Genomic DNA, 18453 nt, shown 5'->3' with positions numbered 1-18453 from the left:
GGCGAAGTCCGGCCGCTGCGGAGAGCGGCGCGCAGGCCGGAAGCCGTGGCGCCAGCCCGGGCGCGAAACGCCAGCGCCTTGCCTGTTCCCGACTCCCCTGCCCTGCGCCCTGCCCCATCACTCCGACGCGAAGAACTCGTTCCCGTGCAGGTCGAGCAGCTCCAGCGCGCGTCCGCCGCCGCGGGCCACGCAGGTCAGCGGATCGTCCGCCACCTGCACGTGCAGGCCGGTCTCTTCGCTCAACAGGCGGTCGATGTCGCGCAGCAGCGCGCCGCCGCCCGTGAGCACGATGCCGCGCTCGGCGACGTCGGCGCTGAGTTCCGGCGGGGTCTGCTCCAGCGCCTGGCGCACCGCGGCCACGATGCCCGCCAGCGGCTCGCGCAGCGAGTCGAGCACCTCGTTGGAATTGATCCGGACCATCTTCGGCACGCCCTCGGCCAGGTGGCGGCCGGAGATCTCGGTCTCCAGCACCTTCTCCTGCGGGTAGGCGCAACCCAGCTCGATCTTGACCCGCTCGGCCGTGGCCTCGCCGATCAGCATGCCGTGATTGCGCCGCACGTAGTTGATGATCGACTCGTCGAAGCGGTCGCCGCCGATGCGCGCGGACTGCGAGTAGACGATGCCGTTGAGCGCGATCACCGCCACCTCGGTGGTGCCGCCGCCGATGTCGACCACCATCGAGCCGCGCGCCTCGGTGACCGGCATGCCGGCGCCGATCGCAGCGGCCATGGGCTCCTCGATCAGCGAGACGTCGCGGGCACCGGCCTCCATCGCCGAATCGCGGATCGCGCGCTTCTCCACCTGGGTGGAGCCGGCCGGCACGCAGATCAGCACGCGCGGGCTGGGACGCAGGAAACGGCTCTTGTGCACCTTGCGGATGAAGTGCTTCAGCATCTCCTCGGTGTAGGTGAAGTCGGCGATCACGCCATCCTTCATCGGCCGGTGGGTGGTGATGTTGCCGGGGGTGCGGCCGAGCATCATCTTGGCCTCGCTGCCCACCGCCGCCACCACTTTCTGCCCGCCGCTGCGGTCCTGGCGCACGGCCACGACCGATGGCTCGTTGAGCACGATGCCCTGCCCGCGCACGAAGATGAGGGTATTGGCCGTGCCCAGGTCGATGGACAGGTCGTTGGAAAACATGCCGCGGAACTTCTTGAACATCGGGAACTGGATCCGTTCGGGCGCTGGTACACAAGGGCCGCTAGCCTAGCAAAAAAGCGCATTCCAGCGCTTTCGGCGTGTCCGGAACGGGGCCTCCGCCACAGCTGCGAAGCCCGGGCGCCGTGGACGCGCCCAAAACCGCGCCGATCCAGGCCGCGCGACTGGCCTCGCGGGGGCCGCCCGGCTACCCTGTCGGACCTTTTTTTTCTGCCGAGACGCCCGATGTCCGCCCTCATCTGCGGTTCCCTGGCCTACGACACCATCATGGTGTTCCCCGACCAGTTCAAGAACCACATCCTGCCGGACAAGGTGCACATCCTGAACGTCTCGTTCCTGGTGCCCAGGATGCGCCGCGAGTTCGGCGGCTGCGCCGGCAACATCGCCTACAACCTCAAGCTGCTGGGCGGCGACCCGATCCCTATGGCCACCGTCGGCCAGGATTTCGGCCCCTACCGCGAGTGGTTCGAGGAGCACGGGATCACGCTGGACCGGGTCAAGGTGATCGACGAGCTGTTCACCCCGCAGGCCTTCATCACCACCGACCTCGACAACAACCAGATCACCGCGTTCCACCCGGGCGCGATGATGCGCAGCTACGAGAACCACGTGAAGGACGTGCCGGGCGTCACCATCGGCATCGTCAGCCCGGACGGCTACGAGGGCATGATCCAGAACGCGAAGGAGTTCGCCGAGTCCGGCATCCCCTTCATCTTCGACCCCGGCCAGGCCATGCCGCTGTTCAACGGCGAGGAGCTGCGCAACTTCATCGAACAGGCCGACTACGTGACGGTCAACGACTACGAGTCCAACCTGCTGCAGGAGCGCACCGGCTGGAACGAGAAGGACATCGTGCAGCGGGTGAAGGCCTACATCACCACCCAGGGCCCGAAGGGCGCCACGATCCACACGCCCGAGAAGACCCACAACGTGCCGCCGGCGCACGAGCGTCGCATCACCGACCCCACCGGCTGCGGCGACGCGTTCCGCGCCGGGCTGATCTTCGGCATCGAGAAGGGCTGCGACTGGATGACGATCGGCCGCATTGGCAACCTGATGGGCGCGCTCAAGGTCGAGCACCCGGGCACGCAGAACCAGCGCTTCGACTACGAGGAGTTCGCCGGGCAGTTCCGGCAGCAGTTCGGGTACGCGCCTTAGCGTCTTTCCACCCACGCACCGGTCAACCGCTTGGACCTGGAATATTCCTCGTGATTCCCCATAACGTCTTTGTTCTCTGCACAGGCCGTTGCGGCTCCGTGACATTCGCGAGGGCGTGCGCGCACTTGACGAACTTCACTACTGGGCACGAGAGCCGCGTGAGGTTTCCTGGGATGGAACGGGTTGCTTATCCACCTCGTCACATCGAAGTTGACAATCGCCTGGTCTGGTTTCTCGGTTACCTTCAGCAACGATTCGGAGCGGATGCACATTACGTTCACTTGACGCGGGAGCGCCACGCAGTCGCACAAAGCTTCAATGGCCGCTGGCATCTCCGCTCGTCGATCATGCGCGCATACACGGAACAGATCTGCATGACATCACCCAAGGATCCGCTCGCGGCATGCTATGACTATGTCGATTCGGTGACCAGCAACATAGAAGCGTTCCTGCGAGACAAGCCCAATGTCTTCCGGATGCGTATGGAAGAGCACGCTGACGTATTCCCCGCCTTTCTGGACTGGATTGCCGCCGAAGGCGATCTTGACGCCAGCATCCAGGAATGGGGCATTGCACACAATCGCAGCCCGCGTACCTGAGCCGCAGCATCGCAACTCGGGTGAGGACTTCTTCCCAACGTGAAGTTGCGACGACAGAACCGTAACTCGCTAATTCAGTCCCACTTCGGCATTTTCGTGCGCTCCAGCCCCGCGACTTCGAACTCGGCCACCTTGTTGCCGACGTCGCGGGTGGGGAACTCGATGCGCATGCGCCTGGCATCCTTCGTCAGGCGCCACAGCATCTTCTCGTCGTCGATGAACATGGCGATGGCCTCGTCGGTCTTTGGCCGGTTGGCGGCCATCTTCTTCGGCGCCTGGTCGTCGATGGTGACGGTGACACTGCAGCTGCGGTAGCAGGCCTTGGCGAAATCGCCGCCGGGCAGCACCAGGTAGCTGCTGCGGCCCCAGTCGGGATGGTCGCGGAAGATCAGGCGCACCGGTTTCGCGCCGCTGCCGTCGACGTCCAGCGGCTCCTTCGCATAGATCGCGGCCGACAGCTGCTTGCCGCCTTCCACCGCCTGGCTCTGGTAGGCCCACAGCGCGGCGACGCGGCGCGCCTCGTTTTCGGCATCACCCTTGGTCCTGGCTTCCTCGTACTTCGGCCGCACACGCCCGGCGGCTTCGGTGGTCGGCCAGCGCGCGAACAGGATGTCACCCTGCGCCTTGGCCAGGGCCCAGTTGCCGTCGGCGACGGCCGCCTCGAAGGCGCGTTCGGCATCCGTGGCCGCCTGCTCGTTGGCGGCGGCAATCGCAGCCGCCTGCGCGGCGGCCTCGGCCTCGCGATCCTTGCAGCCGGGCAGCAGCGCCAGGAGCAGCAGCGTGGCGGCAACAGATTTCATGGCGTGCATGGCAAAGACCCCTGGTTGGTTGTGACGCCGGCGACAGTCGCGCTTCTTCGACCTTCCGGATTACCCGGCGTCGCCAGCCTCAGGCACGGCCTGCGCGTCCCCGTCCTGCTCCACCTGCGGCGCAGCCGGCGCCGGCGACGCTGCAGGCTTGGCCTCGGCGATCACCTTCTCCACCGACGCGGTGGTGATCGGGTGGTAGCCCGGCCGGGCTTGCTCGAATGCCGCCTTCGCCAGCGCCAGCCCGTCCTGCGTCCCAACCAGCGCCGTGTACACCGGCATGATCAGCTTGCGCCGGCCGATCTTCTGCACGAAGGCGACGATCGCCTCGTTGGCATGCGCATAGCCGCTGCGGATCGCCAGCGGATACCAGCGCATCGCGATCTCGCCGTTGGCGGTACCGGTGAAGTCGTAGGCGCGGTCGAGCTGTTCAAGCTCGGCCACCGGCAGGGTCGCTGGCATGCCTTCGAGGAAATGCAGCCACTCCTGCGTGCTCCACTGGCTGGTGATCTGGCTTGGCGGCAGCTGCTTGCTGCCGCGCCAGCCCAGCCGCGCCGAGTCGACGATGCCCAGCCGCGGCGACAGCGCCTTCGGCGCATTGCCGGGGATTCCCGGGCCATAGATCCATTCGTCGATCTCCGCCTCCGTCACCACCCCGGGATGCGTGTCGAACAGGTGCTGCTTCGCGTACGCCAGGAAGGTTTCGGTGGGGATGCTCTGGAAGGCGAAGTGGTCGAAGTAGCCGCGCAGGAAAGGATCGAACACTTCGCGCCCGAAACGATCTTCCAGGAACTGCAGGAACCACGCGCCCTTGTCGTAGGACACCTGGCTGAGCGCGTCGTCGGCATCGAGCTCGACGCCCGGGCGGATCGCAAGCGCCTGCGTGGCCGCGGACATGTCGGCGATACCCTTCTTGAGGGCGTCGCGCGCGATCACCCACTCCATGTCGCTGAATTCCTCGCCATACAGCGACTCGACGATGCGGTTCTCGACATAGCTGGTCATGCCCTCGTTGAGCCAGCCGTGCTTGGCGCTGGAGAAGGTGACCAGGTTGCCCGACCAACTGTGCGCGAGTTCATGCGCGATCAGCGAGACCAGCGACTTGTCGCCGACGATCACGGTGGGCGTGATGAACGACAGGCGCGGGTTCTCCATGCCGCCGAACGGGAACGACGGCGGCAGCACCAGCAGGTCGTAGCGCTCCCAGCGATAGGGGCCGTACAACGCCTCGGTGGCGGCGATCATCTTCTCGGTGTCGGCGAACTCGGCGGTCGCGCGGTCGACCATCGACGGCTCGGCCCACACGCCCGAGCGCCCGGAGATCGGCTTGAACACCAGGTCGCCCGCGGCGATCGCCATCAGGTAGGACGGAATGCGCTGCGGCATGGTGAAGGCGTATTCGCCATCGCGCGCGGCGGCGGGGTCGTTGTCGGCACTCATCAGCACCATCACGTCCGGGCGCGTGGTGACGCGCGCGCTGTAGGTGTAGCGCACCTGCGGCGTGTCCTGCAGCGGCACCCAGGAGCGCGCGTGGATCTGCTGCGACTGGCTGAACATGAAGGGCAACTGCCCGCCTTCGGTCATGCCGGGCTCCAGCCACTGCAGGCCCGATGCGTCGGGCGCGGTGCGATAGGTGACGCGCACCTTCGCCGGTCGCTGCGGCGTCTGGATGGTAAGCCGGCTGCCGAGCGAGGCGTCCGCGTCGGCGAGTGTGAATTCCAGCGGCTGCCAGGCGCCATCGACCTCGGCTTCGGCCTTGTCGATGGTCAGCGCGCGGGTATCGAGCAGCAGTTGGGTCGCGCCCTGGTCCTTCCACTCGAGGGCGTAGGTCGCGGTGCCGGAAATGGTCCTGGTGTCGAAGTCGAGCGCCAGGTCCAGGGCGAGATCATCGATGACGACCTTGCCCGGCTCGGCGTAGGAATGCTCGTCGGTATCGGCCATGGCGGCGGGCTTGGCCTCGGGCGCGGCGGCGGGATCGGGTGCGGCGGCGTCGCGCTTGCAGGCCGACAGCACGAACAACACGGGGAGCAGCAACAGCAGGGCGCGCAACGCGCGCACTCGGGAATGACGCATGGCCGGGGGACGCCTCTGGCGAAAACAGGGGTCGATTCTAGTCCCGATGGCGCGCAGCCGCATGCGGCGATAGTCACGTCGCCCGGCCCGCATTCCGACAAAAGCAAGCCGAAAAATCCGGCTTGTCATTCCGAACGAAGTGAGGGATCTCGGAAAATCAGGAGCATGGATTGACCAGCTTCGCTGTTATAAAACGCTTCTCGCTACGCTCGAAATGACAGGTTTCAGCGTTGCCCGAAGGCGGAACGCGCATCGCCATCAAACCCGGTGGGCTCAGACCTTCCAGCCGTCGTGGATCGCGACGATGCCGCCCGTCAGGTTGCGATAACGCGCGCGCGCGAAACCTGCAGCGTCCATCATCGCCCGCAGCTCATCCTGCGGCGGATGCTGGCGGATCGACTCGGCCAGGTAGCGGTAGCTGTCGGCGTCGCCCGCAAACAGGCGGCCCAGGCGCGGCAACACCTTGAACGAATGGAAGTCGTACAGCGGCTTGAACCAGTCCGGCTTGACCTGGGAAAACTCCAGCACCCGCGCCTGGCCGCCGACTTTCAGCACGCGCAGCATCTCGCGCAATGCCGCGTCCTTGTCGGTGACGTTGCGCAGGCCGAAGGCGATCGTGACCAGATCGAAGCTGGCATCGGGAAACGGCAGCTTCTCGGCGTTGCACTGCACGTACTCGAAGCCGCGCACGTCGCCGCGGTCGGTCATGCGGTCGCGGCCGACGCGCAGCATCTCGCCGTTGATGTCGCCCAGCACCAGCTCGCCCGACTCGCCGACACGATCCTTGAGCAGGGCCGCGATATCGCCCGTGCCGCCGGCCAGGTCGAGTACACGTGCGCCGCGCCGGACCTGCGCCGTGGCCACGAAATAGCGCTTCCAGACCCGATGGATGCCCATGCTCATCAGGTCATTCATCAGGTCGTAGTTGCCGGCGACCGACGAGAACACCTCGCCGACCAGCTTCTGCTTCTCGCCGACCGGCACCTCGCGGTAGCCGAAATGGGTGGTGCCAGACTCGTCGGATGCGCTCATGCGCGCATTATCGCATCGCCGCGTTGACCCGGCATCACCGCCGCATTCACCTGCGCCGACGCGCCCCCTCGCCACCGGTCACCCGCCCCCGGTCGCCCACGATCACCGTGAACCCGTTCGCAGTGGCCGCCTCCACGTACAGGCTGAACAAGCCATCCGGCGACACCCACGCTTCGCCGGGCTTGAACATCGAACCTTCGTTGTTGGCGGTATCCGCGGGCGGACGGTCGGCATCCTGGCTTTGGGCCTCGTAACGATAGTCGCCGCCGACCCGGTGGATGATCACCGCATCCCCGGCCAGATGGCTCTCGTAGGTGCCGATGCGCCGCCGCGCTTCGACGGTGTAGAACGCACCGCTGTAGGGATCGGGCGACGACGGCGTCTGCAGCACCAGCATCTGCGCGTTGCCGGCGCCCTGGAGGCTGGCGAAATCCAGCTGCAGCCGCGTGCGCGGCGTGCCCGCGTCGAACGTGCGCTTGCGCGCCGCATCCACCCAGCCCATGCGTTCGCGCTGCAGCATGTTGATGTGCTTGGGCAGGGTCCCGTAGGTCGAATCCCGGGCGGCATTGCTCCAGCCGTCGCTCATCACGTCCCAGGGATTGTCGTAGCTGTCGTCGTCGCCGTCCGAGTTGTCCGAATGCGGCAGGCCGTAGCCATGCCCCATCTCGTGGGCCAGTGGCGCAAGGTTGTTGAACGACCACGGCGGATTCCACGTGGCCGACCAGCAGCGGTTGCGGCCGTCGAGCGTGGCGCAGCGGCCGCCGCCCCAGGCATGGCCGTCCAGGTCGCCGTTGAACATCATGTTGATGCCGACGACGTCGCTGAAGTCGACGTCGACATCGGCGACCGTGGTGCAGTCGTCGAACAACGCGTCGAGGTTGGCCTTCTCCTTGCCGCCTTCCGTGGTCACGTAGTGCGAACGCGGATGCGGCAGCGCATACCAGCCCACCGCGTCGCTGCCGGCCAGGTTGATCCGGTCGTAGGACACCTCGCGCCAGTAGTGGCCGAGCTGGCCGGCCGCTTCGCCGTACTGGCCACGGAAGAACTCGACCGTCTTCTGCTCCTCGGCGATGTCGCTGAAACGGCAGGCCACGCTGATCCACCGGGTCGGGCCCAGTGTGGCCTTGGCGACCCCGTCGGCCTTCCCGCTACGCACGTGGACGAGGCTGTCGTCCGGATCGTCGATCGGGACGATCGCGTCGATCGCCCGCATGCCGCCCGACTTGGCGCGGCTGAAGCCCACCGCCACGCGGCGGTTGGCGAGCGCATAGAGATCACCGGCACCACGCCGCGCTTGCTCGGCATCGAGCACGATGCGGCCGCCGCCATCCAGCGCGAGCGCCGCCTCGAACTTCGGCGCCAGTCGCGCGCCGGAGACCGGAGCGCCATCTCCCCAGCGCAGCTCCAACCCGCCCTGCACCACCTCGCCCTGCACCACCTCGCCATGGGCCGTCCCCGCCAGCAGCCCCGCGAGCGCGAACAGCACGATCCGCATCCTGTCCATCCCACTTCCCCTTGCGTACCGGCCGATTCTCGACCACCCGCCCCCACCGGACAACTTGTGACGGCCGTCGTGCGGCGCCACCGGCGACATTCCGCGCTATCGTGCTGCGCAGCCCCGCATTTCAATCGCCATGCCCACACCCGACTACCGCGCCATGCTCGCCATCGCCGTCGCCGAAGCCCGCCAGGGCCTCGCCGAAGGCGGGATCCCGATCGGCGCGGCGCTGTTTCGCAATGACGGCACCCTGCTCGGTCGCGGCCACAACCGCCGCGTGCAGGAAGGCGACCCCTCCGTCCATGGCGAAACCGACGCCTTCCGCAAGGCCGGCCGCCAGCGCACCTACCGCGACACCATCATGGTCACCACGCTCTCGCCGTGCTGGTACTGCAGCGGGCTGGTGAAACAGTTCGGGATCGGCACCGTGGTGATGGGCGAATCGGTCAACTTCCAGGGCGGCCACGACTGGCTGCGCGAACATGGCGTCGAGGTGATCGACCTCGGGGACCCCGAATGCATCGCCATGCTCGGCGACTGGATCGCGGCGAATCCGCGGGTATGGAACGAAGACATCGGCGAGGATTGATCGCGTCGCCGCGAGCTGAGGTCGTCCTCCGGGTCGACGAGGGTCGAATGCCCTGAAGGTCCCTGCGCCCGGTTTGTCATCCCGAGCGCAGCGAGGGATCTCCCATCCGGACGCCGTCGCGCGAAAGATCTCTCGCTACGCTCGAGATGACAGGATTCCCTCCCTGACCCCAGCCAGCCACCACGCCAGCCCCATCGCCCCATACCGCGGGTGGCCTCGCACCTCCGCACCCCGCACGGCCCGACATGACCCTCCAGCACCAACCCATCGAATTCCGCGGCACGCCCTGCATCCGCCTCCGCAACGAAGGCGCCACCGCGCTGGCCGCCCTACACGGCGGGCAGCTGCTGTCCTGGGTCCCGGCCGACGGTCGCGAGCGCCTGTTCCTGGCCGAACGCGCCGACTTCTCCCCCGGCGCCGCCATCCGCGGTGGCGTACCGGTGATCTTTCCCCAGTTCAGCGACCGCGGCGCACTGCGCAAGCATGGCTTCGTGCGCGTGCTCGACTGGTCCTTCGCGGGGATCGAGCACGAGGCGGCCCACTTCGAACTACACGCCGGCCCCGCCACCGCCGACTGGCCGCATGCCTTCGCCTGCCGCCTGTCGATCGCGCTCACCGACACCGCGCTCACCGCCACCCTCGCGGTCGAAAACCGCGGCGACAACGCCTTCGCCTTCACCGCCGCACTCCACACCTACCTGCGCGTCGATGACCTCGCACAGGTCACGCTCGAAGGCCTGCAGGGCTGCGACTACGAGGACAGCGCCAACGGCGGCACACTGCACCGCGAAGACCACCATGCCCTCGCCTTCGATGGCGAGATCGACCGCATCTACGGCGATGTCGTCGCCCCGCTCACCCTCGTCGATGGCGAGCGTCGCCTCGACATCGAGCAAGCGGGCTTCACCGACACCATCGTCTGGAACCCGGGCGAACAGCTCGCCACGCGTATCGGCGACCTGGCCCCCGGCGAACACCGTCGGTTCGTCTGCGTGGAAGCCGGGCAGGTGCTGCAGCCGGCAGTGTTGATGCCGGGCGATCGCTGGCACGGCAGCCAGTCGCTGGGCTGAGGCTGCGGATCAGGGCTGGTCTGCAGGAACGCGAACGAAGGTCTGCCGGATCTACTCAAACAAGGCAGGCGTTCGCGAACCAGGCAGGGGGAGCCCCATGCGCCCGCCGCGCCCTAGCGCGCCTCGATCGTGAACCCGCCGAACGCCACACCCAGGTCCCAGCCCTTGCCGGTACCGGCCAGGGCCAGCGACACGTCGCCCTTTGTCATCGCCTGCGCCTTGCTCGATTTGACCGCGCCGGCGTGGGCTTCGGCCGCGACATAGGTGCCGAGCAGATCACGGATGTCGCGCACCGCGGAGAAGTCGCCGCGGCCGTCGCGGATGTCGGACTTGCCCACGCTCAGGCCACCACCCCGGGCCTCGATGCTCACTGACATCGACTGGCCGTTGTCGCAGCTCACCCGGCCGGTGCCGGACGCGGTCTTGTAGAAGGCCGACCAGCCCGACATGTCGAAGGCCAGGCGGCAGGACACGTCGCGCGCGGCGACCGGCGCGACGGCCAGCAGCGCGGATGCCAACGTGGCAACGGTGAGAAAGCGGCGGATCTGCATTGCAGGGTGTCCTTGTTGGGCTGGCGCGGCGCGCGGGTTCAGAGAATGTAGCGGCTCAGGTCCGGATCCTGCACCAGTTCGCCCAGGTGCAAATCGACGTAGGCACGGTCGATGGTCACGCTGCTGCCGTCCTTGTCGGGCGCCTCGTAGCTCAGCGTGTCGAGCAGGCGTTCGAGCACGGTGTGCAGGCGGCGCGCGCCGATGTTCTCCTGGCGCTCGTTGACCTGGGCGGCGATCTCGGCCAGGCGCTCGATGGCCTCGTCGGCGAACGCCAGCTGCACGCCCTCGGTCCGCAGCAGCTCGACGTACTGCGTGGTGAGCGCGGCCTTGGGCTCGGTGAGGATGCGCACGAAGTCGTCCTTGGTCAGCGCCGACAGCTCCACGCGGATCGGGAAACGCCCCTGCATTTCCGGGATCAGGTCGCTGGGTTTGGCCAGGTGGAAGGCGCCCGATGCGATGAACAGGATGTGGTCGGTCTTGACCGAGCCGTACTTGGTGCTCACCGTCGAGCCTTCCACCAGCGGCAGCAGGTCTCGCTGCACGCCTTCGCGGCTGACGTCGCCGCCGCCCACGTTCTCGCCGCGCTTGGCCACCTTGTCGATCTCGTCGATGAATACGATGCCGTGCTGTTCGCAGGCCTCGATCGCGGCCTCGCGCACGTCATCCTCGTTGACCAGCCTGGCGGCTTCCTCGTCGATCAGCTGCGGGCGCGCCGCCTTGATCGTCAGCTTGCGCGCGTGCGTCTTCGCGCCGCCCAAGCTGGAGAACATCTGCCGCAGCTGCTGCCCCATCTCCTCCATGCCCGGCGGGGTCATGATGTCGACGCCCACGTTGGCCGACAGTTCGAGTTCGATCTCGCGCTCGTCCAGCTCGCCGGCGCGCAGCTGGCGGCGCAGCTTCTGGCGGGTTTCGGATTCCTTCGACGACGGCTCCGCGCCGATGTCGACGGTGGTCTGGCTGCCGAAGCCGAAGCCCGGCTGCGGCGCCTCGCGCCTGGGCAGCAGCGCGTCGAGGATGCGGTCCTCGGCGCGTTCCTCGGCCTGGGTGCGCACCTTCTTCTTGGCCTGCTCGCGGTAGAGCTTGACCGCGGTGTCGGCGAGGTCGCGGATAATCTGCTCCACGTCCTTGCCGACGTAGCCGACCTCGGTGAAACGGGTTGCCTCGACCTTCACGAACGGTGCGTTGGCCAGCGTCGCCAGGCGGCGCGCGATCTCGGTCTTGCCAACGCCGGTCGGGCCGATCATCAGGATGTTCTTGGGCATCACCTCGTTGCGCAGCTCGTCGGGCAGCTGCGCGCGGCGCCAGCGGTTGCGCAGCGCGATCGCGACCGCACGCTTGGCCGACGTCTGGCCGATGATGTGGCGGTCGAGCTCCTGCACGATCTCGCGCGGGGTCATGGTGGAAGACGATCCAGGTTGATTCATATAGATGCCTCTTGCCCGTCATCCCCGCGAAGGCGGGGATCCAGCGGCGTTGTATTCGATCGGGGGAATGCGCTCGGTGACCGGACTCGACAGCTGCCGGGAAGACGTTCAGTCCTCGCGGCGGCGACGGTCAAAGTTCCTCGACCACCACGTTGCGGTTGGTGTAGATGCAGATGTCGCCGGCGATCTTCAACGCTTCGGTGGCGATGGTGCGCGCATCGAGCTGCGTGTGCGCGAGCAGTGCGCGCGCGGCGGAGAGCGCGTAGCTGCCGCCGGAGCCGATGGCGATGAGGCCGTCCTCCGGCTCGATCACATCGCCGGTGCCGCTGATGATCAGCGAAGTGTCCTTGTCAGCCACCGCAAGCAGCGCCTCGAGCTTGCCGAAGCGGCGCTCCGTGCGCCAATCCTTGGCCATTTCCACCGCGGCACGCTGCAGCTGCCCGTGCTTGGCGAGCTTGGATTCGAACAGTTCGAACAGGGTGAAGGCATCGGCGGCGGCACCGGCGAAGCCCGCCAGCACCTGGCCGTCGTTGCCGAGCCGGCGCACCTTGCGCGCGTTGCCCTTCATCACGGTGTGGCCGAGCGTGACCTGGCCGTCGCCGGCCACGGCCACCTTGCCATCACGGCGCACCGACAGGATCGTGGTGGCGTGGAATACGTTCGGGTTCTGGCTGGGGTCCATACGGCCTCCGGGGCGGGTCCGACAGACATAGGGGCGCCCCGGGCATGATCAAGCCCCGACGGCGAACGGGCTGCCTCAGGCCCGGCGCGCCACGCAGGAGTAGCAGCCGCGCCTGGCGTTGTGCAGGTGGACGCAGGAGATTGCGGCGCCAGCGAACATGCATTCGAGTTCGCGCGCCACCCCGTCGCCGTCACAGACCGCTGCATCGAACATATCCACGCAGCGTCCTAGGCGCGCAGGGAGATCTGCCGCTTCGACACATACGGCGGGACCTCGCCTGGCGCCAGCGGCTATTCCTTGCGTCGCCGGGCCCGCGGATGGGCCGCGTCGTAGACCTTGGCCAGGTGTCCGAAATCCAGGTGCGTATAGATCTGCGTGGTCGAGATGTCCGCGTGCCCGAGCAGCTCCTGCACGCCGCGCAGGTCGCCGGAGGACTCCAGCACGTGGCTGGCGAACGAATGCCGCAGCAGGTGCGGATGCACCCGCTTGAACAGGCCCTGGCGCTGCGCAAGCTGGCGCATGCGGATCTGTATCGCGCGCGGGCTGATCGGCTTGCCGCCGCGGCCCGGGAACACCGGCCCGTCCTCGGCGCCACCGCTGTCGGCGCGCCATTCGCGCAGGGCGTTGCGGGCGAACGACCCCACCGGCACGATCCGTTCCTTGCCACCCTTGCCGAGCACGCTGACCAGGCCTTCGTCCAGATGCAGGTCACGCCAGCGCAGCGCGCACAGCTCACTCAACCGCAGGCCCGACGAATAGAACAGTTCCAGCACCGCGCGGTCGCGCAGGCCCAGCGGCACGTCGGTCGGCACTTCGACCAGGGCCTTGGCCTCGTCCGCGTCAAGCACCTGCGGCAGCTTGCGCGGCGCCTTTGGCGCGCGAACGCCGGCTGCGGGATTGGCGACGATGCGGCCATGCTTGAGCAGCCACCGGTAGAAACTGCGGACCGCCGAGAGCCGCCGCTGCAGGCTCTTGGGCGACAGGCCGCGGCGGTGCTCGGCAGCGATGAAGGCGCGGATGGCGGCTTCGTCCAGGCCGATCATGCCGCCATGCGCTTCGGACCAGGCCGACAGTGTTTCAAGATCACGCCGATACCCGTCCAGCGTGTGCGGCGAAACGCGGCGCTCGACCTGCAGGTAGGAAAGGAACTCCCCCACCGTCACGATGCCGGGCGCGGGCGGCCGTTCAGCCATCGAACCTGCGCAGCGCCACTTCGAACGCCTCGCCCATCATGCGCAGGAACAGCGTGCCCATGCCGGGATAGAAGCGGTTCTGGTCGGCGCTGCCGACCGCGACCAGTCCGGTGCCTTCCAGCGCCAGCAGCGCGCTCGACTCCACCTCATCGACCCGCGCGCCGTACAGCAGCGCCTGCTTGTCAGGATGCAGGCGTCCGCACAGCGGCTCGCCTTCCCTCAGTGCGTCGGCAAACGGCCGCAGCACGGCGGCATCGCGATCGATCACCTGCAGCCAGGGCTGCGCTTCCAGCCCGTCCACCGGCTTGAACAGCACGATGCGCACCAGGTCGCCGGCGAAGTCTTCCTCCAGCGTGGCTGCCATCGCGCTGACCACGCCGGCGCGATCGGTCTGCCGCATCAACGCAAGCGTGAGCTGGTGGGTGCGCACCGCAAGGCGTTCGTTTTCCTGCGAAATCGAATACAGGTCGTGCAGCCGGCGCGAAAGCTCGCGGTTCTTGTCGCGCAGCACCTCGAGCTGGTAGCTGGCCAGGGATGCGGCCGGGCCATCCTCGCGCGGTACCACCAGGCTCAATGCCAGGTCCGGGAACTGCTGCAGGAACTTCGGCTGCCTGCGCAGCCACGCCGCCACTTCGTGGGCGCCGAGTTTCTCGGTCGTGCTCATCGGGTCCATTTTCCTTCGAAGACAAATGCAGTCGGGCCGGACATCGACACCTGCGCGGTATCGTCAGGCCAGGCGATACGCAACTCGCCGCCAGGCAGCGACACGGCCACGTCTCGATCCAGCCGCCCGGCGCGCACCAGCACGGCCACCGCCGCACAGGCACCGCTGCCGCAGGCGCGTGTTTCGCCAACGCCGCGTTCGTACACACGCAGGCGGATGCGGCCACGATCGATCACCTGGGCAAAGCCGATATTGGCCGAATCCGGGAACAGCGGCGAAGCCTGCAGCGCAGGGCCGATCCGCGCCACGTCGGCCGCGGCCACGTCAACGACCTCGATCACCGCATGCGGGTTGCCCATCGACACCGCGCCGAAACGCAGCGCACCGACGTGCGGCAGGGTGGCCTCGTAGCTGGGTGCCTGCTGCACGATGCCGGCCATCGGCACCTGAGCGGGATCGAAGCGCGGCACGCCCATCGCAATGCGGTAGTCGCCCTCGCCCAAGACCTCGACCGCATGGTTGCCGGCGGGGCTGTCGAGTTCAAAGCGGGGCGCATCCGTGGCACCGACGCGTACCAGCCAGGCCGCCACGCAGCGAGCGCCGTTGCCGCACTGGCCGGAGGGCGAGCCGTCCGAATTCCAGATGCGATAGCTGGCCAGCGCGTCACGGCTGGCGGGCGGCTCGACGGTCAGGATCTGGTCGCAGCCCACGCCGGTGTGGCGATCGGCCAGCGCCCGGCACATCCCGGGCGACGGCGGCGGCGCGCCATCGCGCAGGTCGAGCACGACGAAGTCGTTGCCCGCTCCGTGCATCTTGCTGAAGCGCAGCGCTGTTTGGGGCATCTCGCAGCCAGGCGGTAGCGGGGTGGTCGCGGCCACCGGATCAGCCGGTGCCGGAATCCGCCGCCGGCGGCACGTCGACCTGGTCCGCGTCGGCATCGTCGACTGGATCCCCTTCGATCACGTCGTCGACTTCCTCGACTTCCTCGACTTCCTCGACTTCCTCGACGTCTTCGACGTCCTCCACTTCCTCGACATCGACATCCTCGACATCGATGGCCCGCACCAGCGGTCCCTTGTTGCCGCAGGCGGCGAGGTTCAGGGCGAGCAGGAGCGCCAGTGGCGCGACGATAATCGGGAATCTGCGCATGGCAGCAGTGTATCCCGGCCGGCTGGACAGGACGAGTCCTCTCCTGGGGCCGTGCAAGGGCGGGCTCAGCGGCCGCCAGGATCGCGATGCGCAGGCGGCTCGGGCCGCAACCAGAGCCAGGTCGCGACCACCGCCATGCAGCCGATCGGCAGCGCGAGCACCCACCAGCGATCTCCGCCGCCCAGCAGCATCAGTGCAAGCAGGATCAGGGCCGACGCGAGCATGGTCCACGTGGCCATCCACTTCGCGCGTCGGGCGACCGTGCGACCGGCGGCCCAGTCGCGAATCATCGGGCCAAAGCGCGGATCCGCGAGCAGGCGGCGATGCAGCCGCTCCGATCCGCGCGCGGCTGCGAACGCGGACAGCAGCACGAACGGCACCGTCGGCAGGCCCGGCAGGAACATGCCCAGCAGGCCAAGGCCCAGGCTGGCGTAGGCCAGCAGCCACCAGGCCCAGCGGAAGCGATGCGAAGGACGCATGGACGGGATGATACGGCTGGCCTCCCTCAAGCGGAGCAGCGCACCGGAAGCAGGAGCGGCTCTGCTCCCTCCTCCGCTTGCGGGGGAGGGCCGGGGTGGGGGCAAGCGAGGCCATGCTCCCAGAATCGCAGAAGGCCGCCCGAAGGCGGCCTCCCCAACGACAGGCTCTACTTCACGTCCAGCTGGTCGAGCATGAACGCGTACATCTCCGCCTGCTCGCGGAAGCGACGGAAGCGGCCCGACTTGCCGCCGTGCCCGGCTTCCATATTGGTGCGGAACACAATCGGGCCGTTGCCGGTGTCGAGGTCGCGCAGCCGAGCCACGTACTTGGCAGGCTCCCAGTACTGCACCTGCGAATCCCACAGCCCGGTGCCCACGAACATCGACGGATACGCCTGCGCCTTCAGGTTGTCGTAGGGCGAATACTGCAGGATGTAATCGTAATAGGGCTTGTCTTCCGGGTTGCCCCACTCGTCGTATTCGTTGGTGGTCAGCGGGATGCTGGGGTCGAGCATCGTCGTCACGACGTCGACGAACGGCACCTGCGACAGGATCACGCGGTACTGGTTCGGCGCCATGTTCGAGATCGCACCCACCAGCAGGCCACCGGCGCTCCCGCCGTAGGCCGCGACGCGGTCCTTCGCGGCGTAGCCCTCGCGCACCAGGTGTCCGGTGACGTCGATGAAGTCGGTGAAGGTGTTGATCTTGTTGAGCAGCTTGCCGTCGTCGTACCAGCGCCGGCCCATCTCCTGGCCGCCGCGGATATGCGCCAGTGCGTACACCACGCCACGATCGAGCAGGCTGACGGTGGTGACGCTGAAGCCCGGGTCCATCGACATGCCGTAACTGCCGTAGGCGTACTGCAGCATCGCCGCGGTGCCGTCCTTCGCGAAACCCTTGCGATAGACCAGCGACACCGGGATCTTCTCGCCGTCGCGCGCGGTCGCCCACACGCGCTCGGTCACGTACTGCGACGGGTCGTAGCCGATCACCGGCTGCTGCTTGAGCACGATGCGCTCGCCGGTGGCGGTATCGAGCTCGTAGGTCGTGGCCGGCGTGGTCAGCGAGGTGTAGGTGTAGCGCAGCCTGGTGGTATCGGACTCGGTGTTGGCCGACAGGCCCATCGAGTAGGCCGGCTCGTCGGCCTGCACGTAGTCGGCGCTGCCGTCCTGGCGCAGGATGCGGACGCGCTCAAGCGCATCGGAGCGCTCGCCGATCGCGATGAAGCCGTCGAACAGCTCGAAGTTCTCCAGCAGCACGTCGACGTCGTGCGCGACCACGTCCTGCCATTCCTTGCGCGCGGCCGATCCGCTCGGGGCCTGCACCAGCTTGAAGTTCTTCGCACCGTCGGCGTTGGTCAGGATCACCCAGCGGTCGCCGAGGTGGTCGGCGCTGTACTCCAGGTCGCGTTCGCGCGCGGCCAGCAAGGTGAACTCGCGCGGATCAGCGGCCGGGGCGTAGCGCAGCTCGTCGGACACCGTGCTGCTGACGCCGATCACGATGTAGCGGTCGTCGCGCGTACGATCGACGCCCATGTAATAACTGTCGTCGGCTTCCTCGTAGACGACCACGTCCTGCGCCGGATCGGTGCCGATGACGTGGCGCTTCACACGCTTGGTCAACAGCGTTTCCGGATCGTTCTCGACGTAGAACACGGTACGGTTGTCATCGGCGAACACGAGGTCGCCGGAGGTGCCGCGGATCTGCTCGGGAAAGTCCTTGCCGCTGGCCAGGTCGCGAAAGCGGAAGCTGTACTGGCGGCGGCCGTTGGTGTCATCGGCCCAGGCCATCACCGTATTGTCCTGGCTGATCTCGTACGCGCCGACCGAGTAATAGTCCTTGCCTTCGGCCAGCGTATTGACGTCGAGCAGGACCTCTTCGCCGGCGAAGTCGCCGGCCTCGTTGGCCCGCTGGATCGACAGCGCGTCGACACCGGCGCCGTCCTTGCGTCGTGCATGGATCGGATAGTCCTTGCCGGCCTCGTAGCGGGCGTAATACCACCAGCCACGCTCGCGTGCAGGGATCGAGCTGTCATCCTGCTTGATGCGCCCGACGATCTCCTCGTAGAGCCTGTCCTCGACCGCCTTGAGTGGTGCCATCACCTTGTCGGCATAGGCATTCTCTGCCTCGAGGTAGGCAAGCATCGCCTTGTCCTCGCGCTTGTCGTCGCGCAGCCAGTAGTACTCGTCGCTGCGCTCCGCCCCATGCGGCGCCTTCACCACGTGCGGGCGTTTTTCGGCGTCGGGTGGCGTGGTGTCGGCGGCAATGGTGGTGGTGGTGGATAGCGTCATCAGGATCGTAGTCACGAAAAGAAGGGCGGCTTTCATC

The 18453-nt window shown here is 67.5% G+C and carries 18 protein-coding genes; 4 read left to right on the top strand and 14 right to left on the bottom strand.

Annotation, left to right across the window (positions count from 1 at the left end; genetic code table 11):
• Positions 1 to 117 precede the first annotated feature (117 nt).
• Complete coding sequence (locus tag ACW5EG_RS02695) at positions 118 to 1161, bottom strand: rod shape-determining protein (RefSeq protein WP_457017222.1); 1044 nt, start codon at positions 1159 to 1161, stop codon at positions 118 to 120.
• 222 nt (positions 1162 to 1383) lie between these two features.
• On the opposite strand from ACW5EG_RS02695, the gene ACW5EG_RS02690 reads away from it, so the two are divergent.
• Together ACW5EG_RS02690 and ACW5EG_RS02685 are read left to right on the top strand one after the other, a co-directional pair.
• Complete coding sequence (locus ACW5EG_RS02690) at positions 1384 to 2316, top strand: carbohydrate kinase family protein (RefSeq protein WP_457017220.1); 933 nt, start codon at positions 1384 to 1386, stop codon at positions 2314 to 2316.
• A gap of 173 nt (positions 2317 to 2489) precedes the next feature.
• Positions 2490 to 2915 carry a hypothetical protein gene (locus ACW5EG_RS02685; protein ID WP_457017219.1) on the top strand — a complete coding sequence of 142 codons (426 nt, stop codon included), beginning with the start codon at positions 2490 to 2492 and terminating at the stop codon, positions 2913 to 2915.
• A 74-nt stretch (positions 2916 to 2989) separates the two neighbouring features.
• Here the strand turns inward: ACW5EG_RS02685 and ACW5EG_RS02680 are convergent, their stop codons facing one another.
• The 4 genes from ACW5EG_RS02680 to ACW5EG_RS02665 form a co-directional block, all read right to left on the bottom strand.
• Positions 2990 to 3715 (bottom strand): hypothetical protein, encoded by a 726-nt coding sequence (locus ACW5EG_RS02680; RefSeq protein WP_457017217.1) that lies wholly within the window; start codon positions 3713 to 3715, stop codon positions 2990 to 2992.
• A 69-nt stretch (positions 3716 to 3784) separates the two neighbouring features.
• The gene (locus ACW5EG_RS02675) at positions 3785 to 5794 is read right to left on the bottom strand and encodes a M1 family metallopeptidase (RefSeq protein ID WP_457017216.1); all 2010 of its coding nucleotides are present in this window, start codon (positions 5792 to 5794) and stop codon (positions 3785 to 3787) included.
• 273 nt (positions 5795 to 6067) lie between these two features.
• Positions 6068 to 6826 carry a bifunctional demethylmenaquinone methyltransferase/2-methoxy-6-polyprenyl-1,4-benzoquinol methylase UbiE gene (gene ubiE / locus ACW5EG_RS02670; RefSeq protein WP_457020783.1) on the bottom strand — a complete coding sequence of 253 codons (759 nt, stop codon included), beginning with the start codon at positions 6824 to 6826 and terminating at the stop codon, positions 6068 to 6070.
• Between the two features lie 46 nt (positions 6827 to 6872).
• Positions 6873 to 8330 carry a hypothetical protein gene (locus tag ACW5EG_RS02665; RefSeq protein ID WP_457020782.1) on the bottom strand — a complete coding sequence of 486 codons (1458 nt, stop codon included), beginning with the start codon at positions 8328 to 8330 and terminating at the stop codon, positions 6873 to 6875.
• Positions 8331 to 8460: 130 nt separating this feature from the next.
• Here ACW5EG_RS02665 and ACW5EG_RS02660 point away from each other — a divergent pair, with 130 nt between their 5' ends.
• A complete protein-coding gene (locus ACW5EG_RS02660; RefSeq protein ID WP_457017211.1) occupies positions 8461 to 8913 on the top strand; it encodes a nucleoside deaminase in 453 nt (150 codons plus the stop codon).
• 245 nt (positions 8914 to 9158) lie between these two features.
• Positions 9159 to 9983: a D-hexose-6-phosphate mutarotase gene (locus ACW5EG_RS02655; protein ID WP_457017209.1), complete on the top strand. Its 825-nt coding sequence runs from the start codon at positions 9159 to 9161 to the stop codon at positions 9981 to 9983.
• Between the two features lie 113 nt (positions 9984 to 10096).
• On the opposite strand, the gene ACW5EG_RS02650 is transcribed toward ACW5EG_RS02655, so the two are convergent.
• The 9 genes from ACW5EG_RS02650 to ACW5EG_RS02610 all read right to left on the bottom strand — a co-directional run bounded on the left by ACW5EG_RS02650 (position 10097) and on the right by ACW5EG_RS02610 (position 18452).
• The gene (locus tag ACW5EG_RS02650) at positions 10097 to 10534 is read right to left on the bottom strand and encodes a hypothetical protein (protein ID WP_457017201.1); all 438 of its coding nucleotides are present in this window, start codon (positions 10532 to 10534) and stop codon (positions 10097 to 10099) included.
• A gap of 38 nt (positions 10535 to 10572) precedes the next feature.
• Entirely contained in the window at positions 10573 to 11958 is a 1386-nt protein-coding gene (gene hslU / locus ACW5EG_RS02645) for an ATP-dependent protease ATPase subunit HslU (protein WP_457020781.1), read from the bottom strand.
• 130 nt (positions 11959 to 12088) lie between these two features.
• Positions 12089 to 12640 carry an ATP-dependent protease subunit HslV gene (hslV, locus tag ACW5EG_RS02640; RefSeq protein ID WP_457020780.1) on the bottom strand — a complete coding sequence of 184 codons (552 nt, stop codon included), beginning with the start codon at positions 12638 to 12640 and terminating at the stop codon, positions 12089 to 12091.
• Between the two features lie 290 nt (positions 12641 to 12930).
• A complete protein-coding gene (gene xerC / locus ACW5EG_RS02635; RefSeq protein WP_457020779.1) occupies positions 12931 to 13833 on the bottom strand; it encodes a tyrosine recombinase XerC in 903 nt (300 codons plus the stop codon).
• Positions 13826 to 14506, bottom strand: coding sequence for a DUF484 family protein (locus ACW5EG_RS02630; RefSeq protein WP_457020778.1), 681 nt, complete (start codon positions 14504 to 14506; stop codon positions 13826 to 13828). Before ACW5EG_RS02630 ends, xerC begins: the two co-directional genes overlap by 8 nt.
• Positions 14494 to 15339, bottom strand: coding sequence for a diaminopimelate epimerase (dapF, locus tag ACW5EG_RS02625; RefSeq protein ID WP_457020777.1), 846 nt, complete (start codon positions 15337 to 15339; stop codon positions 14494 to 14496). The genes ACW5EG_RS02630 and dapF overlap by 13 nt, the downstream gene beginning before the upstream one ends.
• 40 nt (positions 15340 to 15379) lie before the next feature.
• Positions 15380 to 15646, bottom strand: coding sequence for an LPS translocon maturation chaperone LptM (lptM, locus tag ACW5EG_RS02620; protein ID WP_457020776.1), 267 nt, complete (start codon positions 15644 to 15646; stop codon positions 15380 to 15382).
• A gap of 65 nt (positions 15647 to 15711) precedes the next feature.
• The gene (locus ACW5EG_RS02615; protein ID WP_457017190.1) at positions 15712 to 16125 is read right to left on the bottom strand and encodes a YbaN family protein; all 414 of its coding nucleotides are present in this window, start codon (positions 16123 to 16125) and stop codon (positions 15712 to 15714) included.
• Positions 16126 to 16292: 167 nt separating this feature from the next.
• The gene (locus ACW5EG_RS02610) at positions 16293 to 18452 is read right to left on the bottom strand and encodes a S9 family peptidase (RefSeq protein WP_457020775.1); all 2160 of its coding nucleotides are present in this window, start codon (positions 18450 to 18452) and stop codon (positions 16293 to 16295) included.
• Between the last annotated feature and the right edge of the window lies 1 nt (position 18453).

Source organism: Luteimonas sp. A611, from assembly GCF_054072715.1.
This window is presented reverse-complemented; position numbering and strand designations above follow the sequence as displayed.